The 20,310-nt window shown below is 64.4% G+C and carries 5 protein-coding genes and 2 pseudogenes; 1 reads left to right on the top strand and 6 read right to left on the bottom strand.

Annotated features, from left to right (window positions below; all coding sequences use genetic code 11):
- Positions 1-3: 3 nt before the first annotated feature.
- Positions 4-1,695, top strand: coding sequence for an aspartate-alanine antiporter (aspT, locus tag ACZYR5_RS13545; protein ID WP_489090478.1), 1,692 nt, complete (start codon positions 4-6; stop codon positions 1,693-1,695).
- 3 nt (positions 1,696-1,698) lie between these two features.
- Here the strand turns inward: aspT and ACZYR5_RS13550 are convergent, their stop codons facing one another.
- From ACZYR5_RS13550 to ACZYR5_RS13575, 6 genes and pseudogenes are all read right to left on the bottom strand, one after another.
- On the bottom strand, positions 1,699-3,795 hold the full coding sequence (locus ACZYR5_RS13550) for a site-2 protease family protein (protein ID WP_489090479.1): 2,097 nt from the start codon (positions 3,793-3,795) through the stop codon (positions 1,699-1,701).
- The gene (locus ACZYR5_RS13555) at positions 3,795-5,138 is read right to left on the bottom strand and encodes an efflux RND transporter periplasmic adaptor subunit (protein WP_489090480.1); all 1,344 of its coding nucleotides are present in this window, start codon (positions 5,136-5,138) and stop codon (positions 3,795-3,797) included. The genes ACZYR5_RS13550 and ACZYR5_RS13555 overlap by 1 nt, the downstream gene beginning before the upstream one ends.
- Positions 5,135-5,917, bottom strand: coding sequence for an efflux RND transporter periplasmic adaptor subunit (locus ACZYR5_RS13560; protein ID WP_489090481.1), 783 nt, complete (start codon positions 5,915-5,917; stop codon positions 5,135-5,137). Before ACZYR5_RS13560 ends, ACZYR5_RS13555 begins: the two co-directional genes overlap by 4 nt.
- Positions 5,898-7,433: pseudogene (locus ACZYR5_RS13565) on the bottom strand (TolC family protein). Before ACZYR5_RS13565 ends, ACZYR5_RS13560 begins: the two are co-directional and overlap by 20 nt.
- 43 nt (positions 7,434-7,476) lie before the next feature.
- A pseudogene (locus ACZYR5_RS13570) lies at positions 7,477-18,780 on the bottom strand (cadherin-like domain-containing protein).
- Positions 18,781-19,019: 239 nt separating this feature from the next.
- Positions 19,020-20,297, bottom strand: a complete 1,278-nt coding sequence (locus ACZYR5_RS13575; RefSeq protein WP_489090482.1) for an OprD family porin — start codon at positions 20,295-20,297, stop codon at positions 19,020-19,022.
- Between the last annotated feature and the right edge of the window lie 13 nt (positions 20,298-20,310).

A 20,310-nucleotide genomic window follows, 5' to 3' on the forward strand; every position in this document is an offset into this window, starting at 1 on the left:
CGGATGCTCGATTTTATCCTCCACGCCCTGCGTTCCAATCCGGAAATCGCCGTGTTCCTGGCCATCGCCCTGGGCGTGCTGATCGGCCGAATCCACCTTGGCAGCTTCCACTTGGGCTCGGTAGCCGGTGCCTTGCTGATGGGCCTGCTGATTGGGCAGATCGGCATTGAGGTGCCGGCAGGGCTGAAGTCGGTGTTTTTCGTGATGTTCATCTATGCGGTCGGCTTCAAGAGCGGCCCGGAGTTTTTTGGCAGCCTCAATCGCGGCACGCTGAAACTGGTGGCGTTGTCGATTGTGCTCTGCGCCACGGCGTTGGGAGCGATCCTGCTGATGAACGCGATCTTCGATTTTGACGCCGGGTTCACCGCCGGCCTTGGTGCCGGCGCTTTGACCGATACGGCGATCATGGGCACCGCCACCAGCGCCATCAATCAATTGGCAATCGACGAAGCGGCCAAGGCACAACTCAACAGCCACATGGCGATCGCTTACGCCATCACCTACCTGTTTGGCACCATCGGCCTGATCGTGTTTGTCGGCAGCATTGCGCCGAAGTTGCTCGGGGTGGACCTCAAGGCCTCAGCCCGAGAGCTGGAACTGGAGTTGGGCATCGCCAAGGACGAGGACGCGATCAGCGTGCCCTATACGCGGATCGTGGTGCGTGCTCATCGGGTGTCGGCCGAGGGCCAGGCCAATGGTCAGCGCATTGCCGACCTGGAGCGCCAACATGAGTCCCTGAGCATCGAGCGGGTGGTACGGGCCGGGCAGGTGATCGAGCGCGACGAGGGCTTCGTGCTGATGGCCGGGGATATCGTCGGTGTGTACGCGCTGCGTGAGGCGGTCGGCACCCTCGGTGAGTGGGTCGGGCCGGAAATCGATCACCCCGAGTCTTTGTCATTCGCTACCCGCCAGGCGGACATTGTCCTGACTGCCAAGGAGTTTGCCGGCAAGACCATCCATCAAGCCCGGCAACGCCTGGAAAATTCCCGGCGCCTTGGCTGCTTCCTGATTTCCATCACCCGCCAGGGCTATGATCTGCCGCTGTTGCCCAACACCGTGCTGCGCCGTGGCGACGTGATCAGCGTCACCGGGCGCACCGCCAGTGTCGACGCGCTGGCGCAACGTCTGGGCCGGGTGCGCGAGAGCAACTACAAAAGTGACATCGCCATGCACACCCTGGGCATGGTGCTCGGCTCCTTGCTCGGGCTGCTGTCGACCCATATCGGCATGATCCCGGTGGAACTGGGCGTTGGCGGCGGGGTGCTGGTCGCGGCACTGGTGATTGGCTGGTACAACTCGCGGCATCCGGAAATCGGCGCCTTGCCACCGGCGGCGCAGTGGGCGTTTTCCGAGTTCGGCCTGACCGCCTTCGGCGCGGTGGTCGGCCTGTTGGCCGGGCCGGCAGCCTTTGCGGCGATGCAGGAGCAAGGTTTGGCGCTGTTGGTGTCGGGCGCGGTGGTGACTATCCTGCCGCCGCTGGTGGCCCTGTATTTCGGCCGTTATGTGCTGCGCCTGCACCCGATGATTCTGTTTGGCGGCTTGGCCGGGGCACAGACCGAGGCGGCGTCGATGAACAAGATCATCGAGCAATCCGGCAGCAACACCCCGGTGATCGGTTTTACCGTGTGCTACGCAATCTCCAACGTGCTGCTGGCGGTGTGCGGGCCGATCATTGTGTTCATGGTGGCGGGCTAGTGTTCAGAATCCGCTTTCACGCATGAACACCGCCGCCAGGTGAGTGGCACCGTCGGCCAGCAGGCTGCGCCGTTCGCCTTCGATCTTCAGGTGACCACGGGTTTCACGCAGGCTCGGCAAGGGCTCATCCAGTTGAACCAACACCTGGAACAGCGCGCTGCCCGGCACCAACGCGTGTTCGGCGTCGGTGGTCACCACCGGGCCACCGAAACGCGACGACAGCATGCGATGGGACAGTTGCCCGGCGCGGGTGCTGCCGATCTGCAGGACGTGACCGCGCAGCGGGCTGGCCTGGCCGTCCGGGTAGAAGCGCACGGGGTCACCGACCGCCATGCGGTGGACCTGGTCTTGCGCGACGTAGGCATCGACCTGCCAGCTGCGTGGGTCGATGAGGATCCCCAACGGCTCCTGGCGACCGATCCACTGGCCGGGTTTCCAGTCCGGATTGACGTCCATCCAGATCCCGGCAAACGGCGTTTGCAGGTTCAGCCGGGCCATTTCCGAACGAGCGGCGCGAGCCTCTTCGAATTGCACGTTGAGACGCTGGCGGGTCACCGCATCCTCGGCCAGCCCAGCGGGATCGGCCAGCAGCCCGGATAGCCGAGCCGCATAGCTGCGGGCATTGGCTTCGCTGCTGCGCAGGCGCGAGGCGATGTCCGGCTCGTCGAGTACCACCAGATTCTCCCCGGCCTGGACCGGGCCGCCCGTGCGGATCGACTGCACCCGGGCCGGGTAGGGCGCATAGACCCGCAGTTGCTGCTCAGCGCGGGCCACGCCCACCCCATCGATCTGGCTATGCCAGGGAATCGCCAGAACCCCGAGCAGCAGTATCAGCGCGCCGTAGAACAGCAGCTTGCGTTTGCCCGGCACGGCGGCGCGTTGTTGCCACCAGTGTTTCAACTCGCGCAGCACCGGCATAGCGATAAACCAGGACAGTTCGACCATGAACAGGATGATCCCCAGCAGTTTGAAAAAAAACAGGTATACCGCCAGGGCGATCCCGAGAAACAGCACCAGCCGGTAGAGCCAGGTGACGATGGCAAACGCCACCAGCAGCCGGCGTTGGCGTGGCGGGAAGGCTTCCGGCCAGGCCTCCTGCAAGCCCAACAGATTGCGGCGCAGGGTGACCCGGGCCAGCGCCGACGAGCGCTCATGCAGGTTGGGAAAATCCAGCAGGTCGGAGAGGATGAAGTAGCCGTCGAAGCGCATGAACGGGCTGGCATTCAGCGCCAGGGACAGCAGCCAACTGGTGGTTGCCAGATACAGCAGTGCGTTGCGCAGGGCGCCTGGATCGCACAGCGCCCAGCCCAGTGTGGAGAGTCCGGCCAGCGACAGCTCGGTGATGATTCCCGCCGAGGCAATCGCCAGGCGTTGCCGTGAGCGGCTGAGCTTCCAACTTTCGCCGGTGTCGGTGTAGAGCATCGGCCACAGCACCACAAAGGCAATGCCCATGTGGCCGACACGCAACCCCAGGCGGGTCGCCACCAACGCATGCCCCAATTCATGCAGGGTCTTGGCGACGATCAGTGCCAAGGCAAAACTGAACAGGCCCTCGGTGGAAAACGACTCGACCACGGCATGGGTGAACACGTCCCACTGCTGCAGCACGAGGATGATCCCCAGCAGGCTCAGGCCCAGTACCAACAGCCCGGTCAGCGGGTGGAACAACCAGCCCAGGACGCGAGCCAAGTGCTGCAACGGCTGTTGCGGACGCAGCAGCGGAATGCGGAAAAACAGGTAGTGGTGCAGCCACCAGCGCCAACTCAACCAGCTGCCTTCTTCACCTTTGGCTTGCAGTTTGGCCAGGGCGGCGGGACCGGCCCGCAGCAATTGGTGCTGCTCGAGAAACTGGCGGAAGTCGAGGACCTGTTCGACATCCGGCTTGAGCGCAGTGCCTTCGCCGATCTGTTGGCTGATCTGCCGTGGCGATTGGCCCCAGCGCAGCAGGCACTCGAACTCCAGCCAGCCGATGCGGTAGAAGCGATTGATCACCGTGTCCTGGATCACCCAGGCCGGTTCGCCATTGCTGCCGTGGGCGGCTTCGCTCAGGCGCAGGTCTTCGCGCAATGGCGGTACCGGCAGATCGGCGGGATCGAGCATTACCAGCCGCTCCAGGCACGCAGCGTCGCCAATGGCCGACGCAGCAGGTAGTAACCGAGCATCACCCGGCCGCCATACAGCTTGGCAGTGCCATGCAAGCCGAGGCGCGCGTGTTCCGGCGTGCCTTCAATGCTTGCAAGTAGACGGTAGGCAACCACGCCCTCATCGCTGGGCCGTGCCTGGTAGCTGGTCTCGAGGATCGTGCCCTTGAGCGGACTCAACGGGTACGCGGTGAGAAACAGCGTGACCTCGGCCCCGGGTTCGAGGGCGATGGCATCGGCCACCGCCAGTTGGATCTGCATTGCCGGCTGGCTCGGGTCGGCCACCTGCATGATGCGCTCACCGGTGACCACCGGCTTGCCCAGCCAGTCGTTGGGGTCGCTGAATACGGCGACCCCGGCACGTGGTGCCAGGACCTGGGTGCGCTTGAGTTGGGCCTGCACCGCCGCCAGTTCGGCCCGGCGTTGCTGGGCTCGGCCCTGGAGCAGGGTCAGTTCGCTTTTGCTTTGCGGGTTGTCGAAGGCGCGCTGGCTGGCGGCGAGCAGTTCGGCGTCGGCCACCGCGACTTCCTTGCCGAGCACTTCGGCGCGGCTGCGCAGAGTGGTTTCGTCGAGGGAGAACAGCGGCGTGCCGAGCTCCACCGGTTGGTTGGGACGGACTTTGATCTGTTCGATCACGCCGTCGATGGGCGAGCTGATGATCTGTGCCTGGCGCGAGACGATCTCTGTCGGCGCCAGGGCGGTTTGCCGCACGGGCAGGAACAGCAGCGCGCCGAACAGCAGCAACGCCACGAGGGTCTGTCGACGGCTGGGGCGCCAGCGACTCAAGCGGCGCTGGCGAGTCAGCGCCGCCCAGCAGTAACCCCAGGTGCCCACCAGGCCCTTGAGGTGCTGCCACAACACCGGTGGCGGTTCGCGGTCGAGCAACAACAGCAGCAGTCCCAGGCGCTGGCCCTGATTGGCAATCGGAATGCACCACAGGCCGGTCGGCCACCATTCGCTCCAGCCGTCGCTGATGTCCGCCGGCGGTGCGGTACTGTCCTGGCTCAACCACAGGGGCTCATCCTCGGTCACCTGGGCAGCGACCCAGCGGCTGGCCCGGCGCAGCCAGACCAGGTAGGGCGAGTCTTCGCTGGGCCGCGACAGGCCGGAAACGTTGAGCAGTTCCAGCGACTTGTCGTGCTGGGCAAACACCAGCGCCTGATGGAATTTGAGCAGCGGGTGCAGATCATTGGCCATGCTGAACGCCAGCGCATTCAGGGTATCGGCGGCCAGCGCCTTGTCCCGCAGGGCGTCGAGTTCGAGCAGCAGGTGAGGGTGGGGCAACGACTCGTTCATGGTCATGGCTGGGCACTGTCGTGCTGGGCCGTTTCCTCGTTGAAGCGTGCGGTGCCGCTCATGCCGGCCATCAATTCCGGGTATTTGTTGTCGAGGCGCGCTTCCAGCTCGACGGTTTGCGCCACCGCATCGACCCGCGAGTTGATTGCGCTGATTGTGGCTGTGTAGCTCTTGCCGGTCTCATGGATGTTGACCTGCAACGGCAGGCCGGGCTTGAGGGTTTTCAGCAGGTTCGACGGCACGTTCAACCGTACCTTCAGTGCGCCGTCGCTGACCAGGTCGAACAGCGGTGTGCCGGCGGTGACGGTCTGGAAGGGTTTGACGTAGACCTTGGCGATGCGCCCGGAAAACGGCGCCAGCACCTGGCAGTAACCGCTCTGGGCCTGGCCCATGGCCCGGGCGCCGTCGGCCTTTTGTACTTCGGTGTTGGCCATCGACACTTCAATGTCGCCCACCGCATTGAGTTTGCGCAGTTGCTTCTTGGCCTCCAGATTCTGCCGGGCCATGGTCAGCTCCGCGGCGGCAACATTGCTGCGGGCATCGGCTTCGCTGCAGTTGAAACGTGCCAGTAATTCGGCCTTCTTCACCTGCTCGCCAAACCCGGCGGGCAGTTCCGCCAGGGTGCCGCTCATCTGGCTGGACAGGGTGGTTTCCAGTTCGGCGGCCAGCAGCACGCGAATGGCGCTGGCGCTTTCCGGCGCGGGGCTGTCGTCGGCGTGCACCGACAACAGGGGACAGACCAACAACAGAGCCCCGGCCAGGGACTCAAGGGCGGTTTTGCGCATTCGGCGTTCCTTGCTGAGTGATGAGCAGGCGTTGCTGCTCCTGTTCGTTCAATGTGCGCTGGATTTCCCGGGACAGGGTCTTGATGTCGTGCTTGTCGATTTCGTTCGGCAGCACGTCCAGGCCAATCGAGTTATACAGCCGACCCCAGGCCGCCTGGGCGCTGGAGAACGCCGCCTCGCGCTGGTAACGCGAAAGCAGGTAACGGCCTTCGGAGCGAATCACCTCCAGCTCAGAACCCAGGGCGCCGGTTTTCGCCGCCTGGGCGTAGTCGAGCAGGCTGCGGTCGACCCGCAGGCTTTCCTCGGTGAACTCCACTTCCTGACGTGCCAACTGATAACGCAGGGTGCCGACTCACACTTGAGTGAGGATCGCCATCGACAGCGCGACGCGGCGGGTGTCGTCGGTCTCGCTCTGGGACTGCTGGGCGGCATTCAGTGAAGGCAGTTGCAGCAGGCGCAGCAGGTTCATCGACACCTGCACCCCGGTGTTCATCCAGTCGCTGTTGTACAGGTACTTGTTGGAGTCATAGCGATAGCCGAAGTCGACGCTGACGTTGGGCCAGAGCTGTGCCTTGGCAATGTCCAGGTCCTTCTGGTTGACGCGTTTGCGGTACCACTCCTCCATGATTTCCGGACGGTGCTCCAGCGACAGCTGTTCGAGCTGGGCCATGCTTTGCCGGACTTCCGGCAGGCGCGGATCGGTGCTGTCGGCGAGGACCATTTTCGAGCCCGGCGGCAGCGACATCAGGGCCGCCAGTTCGGCCTGGGCGAACTCCAGGTCCTGGCGGCGCACGGTCAGCAGGTAGATCGAGTCGAGCAGGGCGCGTTGATAGGCGAGGATCTCCTGCTGCGGCAGCAAGCCCCGTTGCTCGGCCTCGCGGGCGGAGGTCAGCGCGGTGTGGGTGCGCATCAGCAGCTTGTCGACTTCCGGCATCAGCCGTTGCGCGCCCAGGGCTCGCCAGTAGGCATTGCGCACGTCCTGCAGGACGTTCTGCGCAACCTTGCGCCGGCGCTCCTCGGCCATCAGGATCTGGTCGGATTTCTGCTGGGTGCGGTAGTAGGCCACGCCGAAGTCCAGCAGGCTCCAGCTCAGGCCCAGTCCATAGAGCTGGCGATAACGCTCTTCGGAGGTCGAGGGCCGCAAGCTGACCTGGCGGTCTTCGATGCCGATCGAGGTGCCGCCGGAGTCGTTGTTGCGTCCGGCGTAACCGGCCGAGGCCACCAGTCGCGGGAGCATTTCGTGGCTGGAGACGTCGCGCAAGTCCGAGGCCAGGGCGCTTTCCATCAGTTTCAGGCGGTAGTCGAGGTTGTATTTCAAGGCCCGGGCGGCCGCATCGTAGAAGGTCAGGGGCGCGGTCACCGGTTCCTGGGCGGAATACATGCGCGACTGGTCGGCGAGCATACGCTGACGGTTTTCCTCCTCGGTACTCGGCTTGGGTTCCAGTGAAGAACAGGCACTGAGCAGCAGGGTCGAGACAATCGCCGTACTGAGAATCCGATGGGCATTTTTCTGCATGTGCATTCCCTTGTGTGCTTGGAAAATGGTGGGCCAGTTCACGTCAGTTGCCCTTATTGGTCGGGTGCAGGCGCTGGCCGGCGTTGCGCAGTTGCGCGCTGAAACCGCGTCCCTGCTGCTGTGGGTGGCGCTCCTCGACCTGCGCCGGGCCACGCAGCATGTCGTGTGCCCCCGTGGCAAACAGCGACGGGTCGCCAAGCAAGCCGTCGGCGGTCAGCTCGGTGCGGCCCTGGCGACCGAGGATCCACAGCAGGTCGAGCTCGCTTTCGATGCGGCTTTCGCGTACCGCTGCCGCGACGAACTGACCGGGCACCACGCCCAGGCCATCGCCCAGCGAGTCGCTGCGCAGTTCGCCCGTCAAGACCAGCGCCATGTTGCTGCCGTCGGTATCCCAGGAGGAGAGTTCATTGAGCCGTGCATCACGCTCGACTACCGGGGTAATGAAGATCGCCGGTTGCGGGTCGGGAGGCAGCAGGTTGCGGTTCTGGTTGTTCGGGTCGCGGGCGAACACGTCGATGGCCGGTGCCGGTATGAACGGCGTGGCGATGTCCAGGGTGATCCGCAGTTCGGCCTGGTCGCTGGCACCGCTGAGGTCATTGACGGTGTAGGTGAACACGTCCTGCAGCACCTGGCCGAGACCGGCTGCGGCGAGGACTTGCGGGTTGCTCTGATCGATGGTGTAGGTGTAGCTGCCATCGGCATTGAGCACCAGGGTGCCGTAGAGCCCGGCAATCGGCTGGCCGATCACCCCGGCGTTGCCGCTGCCAGACTCGGCGCCGCTGCGCACCGCAACCACTTGCAGGCGGTCGTTGCCGTCGACGTCGCCATCGTTGGGCAGCACGTTGCCGGTGGCTTGCGGCGCCGGTGTCTGGTCGCTGGCGGTGTTGCTGTCGTTCTGCGCTACCGGGGCATCGTTGGCACCCTGGATGACCACCGTCAGCCGTGCATCGGCAGTGGCGCCTGCGGTATCGCGCATGCGGTAGGTGAAGGTTTCGCTGAGGGTTTCGCCGGCGGTGCGCAGGGCCTGCACGGTGGGATTGCTGTTGTCGATCAGGTAGCTGTAGCTGCCATCGGCATTCAGGGTCAATTGGCCGTAGCGGCCAATCAGCACCTGGCCGGCCGCGGCGGACTGGCCGGTTTCGCTGCTGACCTGCAGCACCTGTTTGCTCTCGCCATTGGCCACGCTGTCGACATCGCTGTCGTTGCTCAGCACATTGCCGACGCCATTGCTGCCGGGCGTGCCGTTGGCCACGCCGCCGGCTTCCACCGCAATGGCACCGTCATCCACGGCGACCGGGGTGTCGTTGCGGCCGTCGACGGTGATCTGCAACTGTGCCTGGCTGGTGGCACCAAAGATGTCGACCAGGGTGTAGCTGAACACTTCGCTGAGGGTCTGGCCGCTTTGGCGCAGGGCTTGTACGACCGCAAGGCTGTTGTCGAGGGTGTAGGTGTAGCTGCCGTCGGCATTGATCAGCAAGTCGCCATATTGCCCGCGCAAGGGTGTACCGAGAGTGCCGACGGTGCCGATGTCGGTAATGGGACCGGTATGGATGCCGATCAGATGCAGGGTATCGCCTTCGTTATCGCGGTCGTTGTCCAGCACGTTGCCGTTCGGGTCGATGCCGGGCTGGCTGTTGCCGATGCCACCGGCCTCGATCGCGGTGGCGGCATCGTCGGCGGGAATCGGCGCGGTATTGCGGCCACGGATGATGATATGGATTTCGGCCAGATCGTTCTGCCCACCGCGGTCGGTCACCTGGTAGGTGAAGTGTTCGTCGAGGAATTGCAGCGGCCCCAACGCCAGGACGGTCGGGTTGAGGGAGTCGAGGTTGTAGGTGTAGTTGCCGTCGGCCCCGATGATCAATTGCCCATAGAGGCCATTGACCAGGGTGCCATTGCTGTTGTCGGTGCCTGGATTCACGCCTGCCAGGCTGCCGCCCCCCGCTTCAGTGCCGAAACGGATGCCGGTGACCAGCAGGCTGTCGCCCTGGTCGACATCGGTGTCGTTGGGCAGGACATTGCGCGTCGGATTGACCCCGTTGCCGGAGCCGTCATCGGCCACCGCCAGGGCCAGGTCGTTGTTCGCCACCGGCGCATCCCAGGCGCCGTCGATGCGGATGCTCAGTTGTGCGACGTCGCTGGCGCCGGCGGTGTCGCGCAGGCGGTAGGTGAAGGTTTCCACCAGGGTGTCGCCGACTTTCAGCGCCTGCACGGCGGCCAGGTTGTTGTTGACGACGTAGCTGTAAGTGCCGTTGGCATTGATCGTCAGGGTGCCGTACAGGCCGGTCAGGCTGTGGCTGATGCCGACCGTGTCGAACGCACCGCCAGCGGCTTCCGAACCGGTGCGAATGCCGTTGACCAGCTTGAGGTCGCCGGCATCGACATCGGTGTCGTTACTCAGCACATTGCCGGAGGGATCGAGCCCCGGCGTGCCATTGAAGGTGCCGCCGGCCTCGATGGCGACGGTGCTGTCGTCGACGGCCACCGGGTTGTCGTTGGCACCACGAATGGTGATGGTCAGGGTCGCGGTGCTGGTGGCGCCGGCGAGGTCGCGGATACGGTAGGTGAAGGTGTCGGTCAGGGTCTGGGCGTTAGTGCGCAGGGCCTGCACTTGCGGGTTGTTATTGTCGACCACGTAGCTGTAATTGCCGTCGGCCCCCAGGGTCAGGGTGCCGAAAGCGCCTGCGAAAGCGGTGCCGATCACGCCCACCGACGCGCCCTGGTTGAGCCCGACCACCGTCAGGACTTCGCCATTGCCGTCGACATCGCTGTCGTTGGCCAACACGTTGCCGCTGGGGTTGACGCCGGGAGTGGCGTTGGCCAGACCGCCAGCCTCGATGGCGGTGTTTGTATCGTTCTGGGCAATCGGCGTGTCATTGCGCCCTTGAATGCTGATGTTCAGGGTGGCGACATCGGTGGCGCCACTGGCGTCGATCACCGTGTAGTTGAAGGCATCGGCCAGGCTGTCGCCGGCGCGCAGTGCCTGGACTTCGGCCATGGAGTTGTCGAGGCGATAGCTGTAGCTGCCATCGGCATTCAAGGTCAGCCAGCCATAGGTGCCGCGCAGTTCACTGCCCAGGGTTCCGGCGGTGCCCGCGCTGTTTTCGACGCCGGTACGCACCGAATCTACGGCACGGGTTTCGCCATAGTCATGGGCGGGCAGGTCGCCCGGCACTTCGCCGCCGTCGACGTCGGTGTCGTTGGTCAGCACGTTGCCGACCGGGTCGACCCCTGGCTGGTTGTTGTTCAAGCCGCCGGCTTCGATGGCCGTCGCGCTGTCGTCGGTGGCGATCGGGTTATCGTTCTGGCCGCGAATCAGCACGAAGATATCGGCGGTATCGGTTTCCGGGGTCGGCCCGACTTCATCGCTGATGGTGAAGATGAAGCGTTCCAGCAGCAGATCACTGCTGGTGCGCAAGGCTTCTACATCGGCATTGTCGTTATCGACTTCGTAGGTGTAGCTGCCGTCGGGGAAGATGGTCAGCCGGCCATACAGCCCCGTGACGGTGGTACCGCTGGCGAGGACGGCGACGGGTGGCCCGCCGTCGACCTGGATGAAGGTCACGGTCAGCGGGTCGCCGTCCGGGTCGGTGGAGTTCACCGTGGCATCGCCGGACGGATTGACCCCTGGCGTACCGTTGGCGACGCCACCTGCTTCGGTCGCGATCGCGATCACGTTCTGTGCCACCGGTGGATCGTTGACCCCATGCACGGTAATCACCAGTTGCGCGGTGTCGGTCAGGCCGTTGGTGTCGGTGATCCGGTAGGTAAAGAACTCGGTGAGTGTTTGCCCGGCCGAGAGTGCCTGGACATCGGCATTGGTGCTGTCGACGTCGTAGATGAACGAGCCGTCGGCGCCGAGGGTGAGGGTGCCGTACAAGCCGGTGACCACCGTGCCATTGGCCGAAGTGGTGCCGCTGGCGACGCCATTGAGGGTGTCCGTCAGCGGGTCGTAGCTGGCTTCGCTTTTATTGATCACGCCGTTGACCAGCAACTGGCTGCTGGGGCGGTCGGTGGCGTCGACGTCGGTGTCGATGCCGTTGCCGCCCGCTTGGTCGATGGGGCCTGGGCGACTGGGGAACAGGATGACGTTGCCGGTCGGGTTGACCTCGGAGTTGATGCTGTTGGTGGGCTCGGCTTGCGCCTCGGCGGCATCGTCACTGGCCACCGGGTTGTCGTTGGCACCCTGGACCACAATCCGCAGCTGCGCGACATCGTCCAGGCCGCCGGTGTCGGTCAGTCGGTAGCTGAAGAACTCGACCAATTGCTGACCAGGGCTCAGGCGCTGCACGGTGAGATTGTTGTTGTCGACGATGTAGGTGTAGCTGCCGTCGGGGTTGATGGTCAGGCTGCCGTACAGGCCGACGACTGTGGTCGCGCCGGTCACCGGGGTAAAAGTGCCAGTGCCGGCCTCGGCCACCGGGCGCACCGCGGTCACGGTGCGGGTCTCGCCATTGGCCACGCTGTCAACGTCGATGTCGTTGTCCAGCACGTTGCCCGTGGCGTCGCTGCCCGGCGTGCCGTTGGACACCCCGCCGGCCTCGATGGCCACGCCGTCGTCGTCGACGCCTTGCGGGGTGTCGTTGGCGCCCTGCAGGGTGACGGTCAAGATGGCGCCGGACTGCGCATCGGCCAGGTCGGCGACCACGTAGCTGAAACTCTCGACCAGGGTCTGGCCGACCAGGCGCAGGGCCTGGACCGCTGGATTGTTGTTATCGACCACGTATTCATAGGCGCCGTTGCTGCCGATCAGCAAACGCCCGTATTGGCCGGTGATCACCACCACCCCCGAGACCGGCACCGCAGTGCCGGCCACCGAGACCAGGTGCAGGCGGTCGGCATTGGTGGCGATGTCGACGTCAATGTCGTTGCTCAACACATTGCCACGCGGGTCGATACCCACCGTGCCGTTGTGGGTGCCGCCGGCCTCGAGGGCTGTCGCCACATCGTTGACTGCAATCGGCGTGTCGTTGACCGGGGCAAGGATAATTTGCAGGCTGTCGGTGTCGCTCAGCGCATCGCCTGCGCCGCCCGGAATGCCGTCGCCATCGGCGTCGCCAAAGTTGCCTTGATCGTTAGTCACCACGGTCAGGGTGTCGGTGCCGTTGAAGTCCTGGTTGCCCAGGTAGCGCAGGCTGGCCAGGGCGAGATTGAGGTCGGCCTGGGTGCCGCTGAGAGTGAGGTTGGCGCTGTTGGCCCCGCTGACGGTAACACCCGGCACCGTGGCGCCGAGGAACAGCGTGCCGTGGGTCACGCTCAGGGTGATGGTGAGGTTGCGATCGTTGATGTTGGGGTCACGGTCGGCGTCAATGTCGGCGACGCTGATGCCGGTGATCGCCAGTACCACGTCTTCCTGGCCGTTCTGGGTGCCGGGGAGGCTGTTGACCGGCGCGTCGTTCTGTTCGACATAACCGGCGTTGGCCGCCTGGCTGTCGGCATCGCCCAGGGTCAGGGTGACCTGGCCGAGGGTCCCTGCATCGCTGTCGACCCGCACCCGCAGGTCGCCCAGGGGTTGCGGGTAGCTGATCAGGCCGGCCGGCACGTCGATGCGGAATACCCCCAGGGGCAGCACGCCGAAATGGTACTGGCCGTTGGCGTCGGTCAGGGTGCTGAACGTCAGGTTGTCGCCGGTGGTGTCGAGCAAGCCGTCGGCACCGGCCCAGGTCAGGGTCACGGTCTGCCCGCCAAGGCCGGCGCCATCGGGCGTGGCGCTGGCGGTGGGCGAGGCAGTGTCGTTCCACAGGGTGCCGCTGATGATTCCGAGGCCGGCCGTGTCGCGCAGGATGTACTGGTTCGGCCCGACGCTGCTGCCGTCACGCTCGCCGTCCACCGTACCGTCGACGCCGACGCTGTTGCCGCCCCAACTGGTGAAGTCTTCCGGCAGGCTGCTCCAGGTCAGGGTCGCGTTGCTGCTGGCGACAATGGCCGAGTTGGGCACGGTCACCTGGTAGCGCACTTGCACCTGGGCGCCGACATCCAGTTGGTCGAAATTGACACTGATCCCGCCCGTGGTGCTGAACGTCACGCCGGCCGGCAGGTTGCCCGGGCCAAAGCTGACGCCGTTGATGCTGACACTGACCAGGGTGTAGTTGCTGCCGCCGGCGAAGCTGTCGACGATCTGCGCGTCGAACGCCGCGAGGCCGCCGTTCTGGGTGAAGCTCAATTGCACCGTAGCGTTGCCGGTGGTGCCGGTGGGGTTGGGATCGAAGGCGACGATGCTCTTGTCGAGGCCGCTGAAGCTCGGCTCGACCAGGGTTTCGAACACCGTGTCGCTGTTGGCACGTCCGGCGCCGTTGACGAACTCCCGCGCGGACACGCCGAGTTGGGCGCCGGCGACATTGCTCGCGATATTGCTCACGCGTACGTTGAACTCGATGGAAATACCTTCCAGGTCGTCGTCGGTGCCATTGCCGTTGACCACGTTGCCCAGGTCGAAGGTCACGGTCTGGCTGCCATCTGGGTTGGTCACAATGTTCAGGCGGCTTGGGTCGAAGATACCGGTGGGCGCCAGGCCCGAGAGGTCCGGGGTGATCGGCAGCGCTTCGGGGCTGTTTTCGTTGCCGTCGACATTGAGCGAGCCACCGACGATCAGGTTAGCGTCGCTGCTCAAGCCGCCGTTGGAAATAAAGGCAATGCGCAGGGCGTTGACCAGCGCATCCGGGGCGATGAACTCGAGGCCGTTGGCCAGGGTGATCTGGATCTGGTAGTTGGGGTTGTTGCCTTCGGGCACCAGCACCACCACCCGGTAGCGGATGACTTCGCCGACCGTCACCTGCTCGACCAGGCCGTTGGTCGGGTTGGGCGCAGCGGTGTCCGGCAACCCGCCGACCCGCGACACCTCGATGGCCTGGGCCACCGGAATGACCAGGGTCGAGGCATTGCGGTAATCGTTGAGCGTGCCGCCATTGATCAAACCGTCGACGCCGCTGCGCTCGCCGGTCACCGTGCCATCGAGACTGGTCCATTGCACCGCTGCGACGTTGGCGAAATTCGACTGTGACGCGGCAGTCGCGTTGACGATGCCGGTGATGCTGAGGACGATGCTGCCGCCCTTGGCGATGTCGATATTGGCGCCGTTGACCGTGCGCAACTGTCCGCCGACCAGCTCGAAATCGACGCCGCCGTTGTTGGTTGCGCCGTTCTGGTAGAGCACCCCGGTCAAGGTCAGGCCGTCGAGCTGGCTGGGCAGGTTGTCGAGGAAACTGATGTCGAACGCGCTGAAATCGTTGCCGGTGTTGCCATTGCTGATAGTGATGGTGAAGCTGACGGTGTCGCCCTGGTCATAACCGCCCAGGCCGGCGATCGAGGTCAGCACCTGAGTCACTTGCAAAGTCGGTTCGCGCACGGTCACCGTCGGCAGGCCGCCGCTCAGGGCAACGTTGCGATCCACCGGCACAGTGCCGTTGGGCGTGTCGCTGTCGGGGTCGCTGAAGGTCAGCTGCGCATTGTTCTGCAGGGAGACGTTGGCCTGGTTGGGCAGGACGTTGTCGGCCACCAGTTGCAGGCGGATCACGAAGGTGTTGTTGCCGGTCTGGTTGTCGGCGGCCACGCTGGAGACACTGAAGGTCCAGCGCGCATCCACGCCATCGCCGCCCAATGCGCCACCGACACCGGCAAAGCCGCTGACCACCACGCTGCCGGCGAAGTCCGCGCCGAGGGCGCCGCTGCCAGCGCGGGTGGTGATGATCTGGTAGCCGAGACCGTTGTTGAACGTAGTGTCCAGGCGCATTCCCGGTGGGATCAGGTCATCGATGCGCAGAGTCTGGGTGCTGCCTTCGGGCAGCGTAACAACGATGTCGTAGCGCATGCTTTCGCCGATCACCAGGTCGCTGCCGGTGGTATGGCTGGCGCTGGAGTCGCCGTTGTCGAGGCTGCCATCGGCAAACACCTTGCTGATGACCGGCGCGGCGATCTGCTGGTTGGCCAGGTCGCTCAAGTCGACCGGGGTAAAGTCGGTGCCACCGTTGACGCTGGCGTAATTGCTCAGGGTCGCCGTCGATTGCAGGGAGCGACTGGCTTCGATGGTATTGCTGACCAGCACGTCATAACTGATCACCACCAGGTTGGCGCCGCTGCTGTCGGCGGCAGTACCGCTGCGTCCGGCAAGCAAGGACGCCTGGCCGCCGGCGTCGAGGAAAGTGATCTGGTTACCGGTGACGCTGTAATCGGTGCCGAGCACCAGCAAGGTGCCGTCGCCCCGGTAGATCTGCAGGTTGGCGGCGGCCAGGCTGCCGCCCACGAAACTCAGGCCGCTGGGCAGGGTGATGCTGGTGGTGACATCGAAGGCGCCGCCGCCACCGGTGTTTTCGATGGCGGTCACCAGGCGCAGGCTGTCGCCGCCGTCGATATTGACGATGTTGCCGTCCACCGCCGCAAGATCGGTGACGCTGCCGTTGAACGGTACGCCACTGCTGCCCGGCGGGTTCCAGCTGCCGCTGGTGTTGCTCACCGTGCCGTTGGAGCCGGACACCACGCCATGCTTGATATTCAGCACCGGCTCGGCCACCGAGACAATCGCCACCACATCCGAGGAAATCAGCGTGCGGTCGGTGAGGGTGGTTTGCTGGCTGGATTGCGCCAGGACGTCGAGGGAACGCTGGTCGGCGAAGGGTTGGTCGCCAACCCGTACGGTAAAGCGCACGACGATGCGACTGCCGGTGGTGTCGGCGGTGACAAAGCTGCCGAAATCGAACACCAGCGAGTTACCGACGCCACTGGTGACGCTGATCACGCCACCGGCATTGGTGTTGCCCGGTCCGACCTGCCATTGTCCGACATCGCTGCCGGTGGTCCAGGTCACGCCGCTAACATCGAACAATGGTAGCGGCAGATACGCCGTCAGCTTGAATTGCTCGTAGTCGCCGGTGACCAGGTCGTAGCTGAGTTCGAAGGTCACTTCATCGCCGGGGCGCAGTTCGCCGTTGCCGGGTGGCGTGCCGTTGTTGACTTCCACCAGGCTGATGTCGACGGTGCTGGTGGGAATGGTGCTGGTGGTGGCGGAGCCGTCGGTTTCGCTTTCGCCGGTGAGGTTGAACGGGTCGAGCAGCAGCGTGCCGTCGACCACGGCGCTGTTGCCCAGGTCATCGCCTTCGTTGATCTCCGAATGCGGCGCACCCGATGGCGGCTTGTAGGTCTGACCGACAATCGCCGAATAGCTGAGCACCGCCAGAACTGCACCTTCGAGGGTGTCGTCGAAGGCCAGGTCGCCGTTGAGCCAGCCGCGTATGTTGAAAAATGCATTGCGCAGCGACTGGCCGATATCGAACGCCATGGAGGTGCTGCCGTCGGCGTTGATCACGGTGCTGATGACCAGGGCGATCGACTGCGCCACGCCATTGATGGTCACCGTGAGGGTCGGCGTGCCGGTCAGGGTCTGGCCGTCACTGAGCTGGTCGCGCACGATCAACTGGCCTTCGTTGAAGAAGTCCTTGCCGAAGGCGAAGTAGTCGGAGATCGCCAGGTTGAGGCTGTACTGCAAGGTGTCGCCCGGGGTGATGCCGGCATGGCCGACATCGACTTGCACGGTGGCGGTCTTGAGCAAGGTGATGGATTTGGCGATGAACTGCACCGGGTCGCCGCTGCCACTGAAATCGATGGTGGTGTTCGGCGCGGTGACGTCGCGCGGATCCAGTGGCACCCATTGGCCGGAGGCGGTCGGGGCGGGCAGTGTGATGGTCACGGCATCGCCGGACACCGGGTTGATGATGGGTTGGCCGTCGGCATCGACTTCCGGCACGTAGAACGCGACAACGGTGTCGGTCTGCGCCGCGAGGTTGTCGTATTGCACAGTGAACGCATCGATGAACACGTCGTTGGCGGCGATCAGCACGGCGATTTCCGCAGGATTGCTGACCACGGTGCCGTCGTGCAGGGTAATCGAGGTCAGGCGTCCGCCGGGCCCCGGGGTGATGGCGGTGACCTGGATGTTGTCCGGTAGCGGTTGCGTGACGATCACATTGGTCAGGGTCTGGCCCGGCGCGGGGGTGACGGTGACGGTCAAGGTGCGGCCATAGTTGGGGCCGGTGGCGGTTTCGCCTTCCGGAGTGTTCAGCGTCTGGTCGAAAGTGATCACCGTCGGATGCACGACGAAGGCCGCGGTGGCGGCTTCGATCAGGCTCGGGTCGTTGAGCGGGTTGTCCAGGGCGTCGTTGCCGAACTCGAAGCCGCCGCTGGCGCGGATAGTCAGGTCCGGGCTGCCATCGGAGAAGCTGGTGTCGGCCAGATTGCTCAGGCTGGCAGTGATCTGCACCGGGATCACCGGTTGCAGGTTGCTGACGCTGGCGAACGGCAGCTCGATGACCACCAGGGTGTCGCCGGCACGCATGCCGTAGGTCGCGGCGTTAATCACGATGAAGTTGCCGCTGGCGTCCTTGGCCAGCGGGTGGGTGGCGTTGCCGGCGGCATCGAAGGTCACCGAGTGGGTGATCAGGTTTTGCCCCAGGTAGCTGGCGGAGACAAAGCTCACGCCGTCATCGCCGTCGCGCCCGGTTGCCGGCAGCGCCAGGTTGATAAAGGGCGCAAAACCGACCTGGGTCGAGGTGTTGCTGAAGTTCACGGTGAAGGTAAAGGTATCGCCGAGCAGCACGTCGCTGCCGCTGGTATCCAGGGTTGCACTGGGCGCGGCATCGGCCAGCAGGCCGTCGAAGTTGGCCATGGCGAGGCCGCTCAGGGCGATGCTTTTGTCGATATCGCCGACCCGGGTTTCTAGGGTCCAGTCGCCACCTGCGGCGGCGCTGCCGGTGTCATTGCTGGAGGCGGCGACGTCGGCGCCGGTCCAGCGCGCGAGTTCGGTCACCAGGGTCCTGCCAGCGGCGCCGGCGCCAACGTCACAACCATAAAGCTGGATGTCCGCACCCTGGTTGAGGTTGTTGCGCCATTGCTCGAGGGTTTGTCCCAGTTACCCGATGTTGTCCGCAGTGACCGTGCGATTGCCCAGGGTGAACTGTCCGGCGGCGCCGTGGGACATGACCTGGATCGAGTCGACCTTGCCCAATTGCGCCAACGCCGCGGAAATCGCCGCCAGGCCATCTTCGCCGCTATTCACCACAATGGCCGTGACGTTGCCCGGCAGTTGCGCCAGCAGTTGGTCGCGGTTTTCGATGCGGCTGTCGAGCACCAGCAGGCTGCGGGCGGCCGATGGCGCCTGCTCAGTGGCAGCACGCCCTTCGGTCGCCGTGGCTTGGGGAACATGGGCGTCGGTCGGGGCGGGGGCGCTGGGATCGGAGTGGGTCTGCTCGGTGGCCGCCGAGGCCGCCGCACCGTCGAACAGAATTCGCGGTTCCAGGGCCAGTGCCTGGCGCTGCGGACGCAAATGGGCGGCGAAAACTGGACGCTCTGATTTGTGCATCGTGTGGCCCTCGAACTGCGCGGTAAACCATTCCATTGATAGACAAGCCCGCTACCGGACAAATGGAGCGTAGGAGTTTTCTGACGGTTTACAACGTGGCTGCGAACTCATCGCAGTGAGGATGAAGACGTCAAACTGTTGGCGGGGTGTGGCTGTGAAAGCGGTAGCGGCGACAAGGTGTTGATTGGCCTTGTCGCCGGGTCAGGTTCCGCCTGCGCCAGACACAGGCAGAGCCTGGATCACCAGATTTTGAAGGTGTAGTCGATATTCACCCGCGTTTCGTTATCACTCCTGAAGGTTGACGCCGGCCCTTGCTGGTTTCGGTAGAACGCTTCTCTGAGCCGAAAGCCCAGGCCTTTCGCCGGGCCGGACTGGATCACATAAGCCAGTTCGAGGTCTTTCGATGACTCGGTGAGATCATTGCCGCCCAGCGCGGGTAACTTGATGTTGTCGCCGTGCAGGTAGCGCAGCATGCCCGTCAGGCCAGGCACGCCAATGGCGGCGAAGTCGTAGTCGTACTTGACCACCCAGGTTCGCTCCTTGGGGTTGACGAAGTCCGCACTCATGGTGCCGTCGCTCAGTACCACAGGCTCGCCGCCGGCGATGTAGGGAAAAGCGCTGTCGCCAGACTGCTGCATGTAGCCGAGCCCGAGGCTGTGACCGCTCCAGAGATAGCTGAACATGCCACCGATATTCAGGTTGTCGACCTTGCCGGCCCTGGCCTGGCCATCGTCGCGACTGTTGAACAGGCGAATGTCCGATTTCAACTTGCCCGCGCCCAGCGGCAGCGTATGCAACACGCCGAAGAAGTCCTGGGTATAGATGTCGCGCAACTGCGCATGGATCAGCCGCAGGGTCAGGTTGTCGGTCCAGCGGTAGTCACCGCCATAGAAGTCGAACCGTTCGGAGCTCGCTCCCGCTCTGAAACGACCATTGGGCGATGCCAGGGCAATCGGCTGATAGTCGGTGGAGTCGCGCAGATTGACCCGATCCATGCGCCCGGCATGAACCGTCAGTTTGTCTACGTCATCGGAGATCAGGTAGGCCCCACGGAACGATTGCGGCAGTAGCCGGGCGGGGCTGGCGTTGATCACCGGCAAGGCTGGAAACTGGGTGCCGATGGACAACCGGGTCCTGGAGATCCTGCTTTTCAGTGCCAGTCCCAGCTCCGAGTATTCGTCCCGTGCCTCGCGGGTCACCGGGTTGTACGCCAGCAATTGGGTGCCAGTGCGATCAGGCGACGAGTCGAGCTTGAACCCGGCCAAGCCCGTGACATCGACACCAAACCCCAGCGTGCCCTCGGTGAAACCGGAATTGGCCTTGAAGATAAACCCCTGGGCCCATTCGCGTGCAGCGGAGTAGGGGCTTTGTCCCTTGTAGTCGCGATCCAGGTAAAAGTTGCGGGTGGTCAGCGTCGCGCTGCTGTCCTTGACGAAGTCGGCCAGCGCACTTGGCGCCAGCAACGCCGCGAGCAGCCCCAGGCCGGTCGACCTGAAGTTGAAAGAGTTGATGCACATGAAATATCACCTT

Source organism: Pseudomonas sp. F007 (assembly GCF_057814275.1).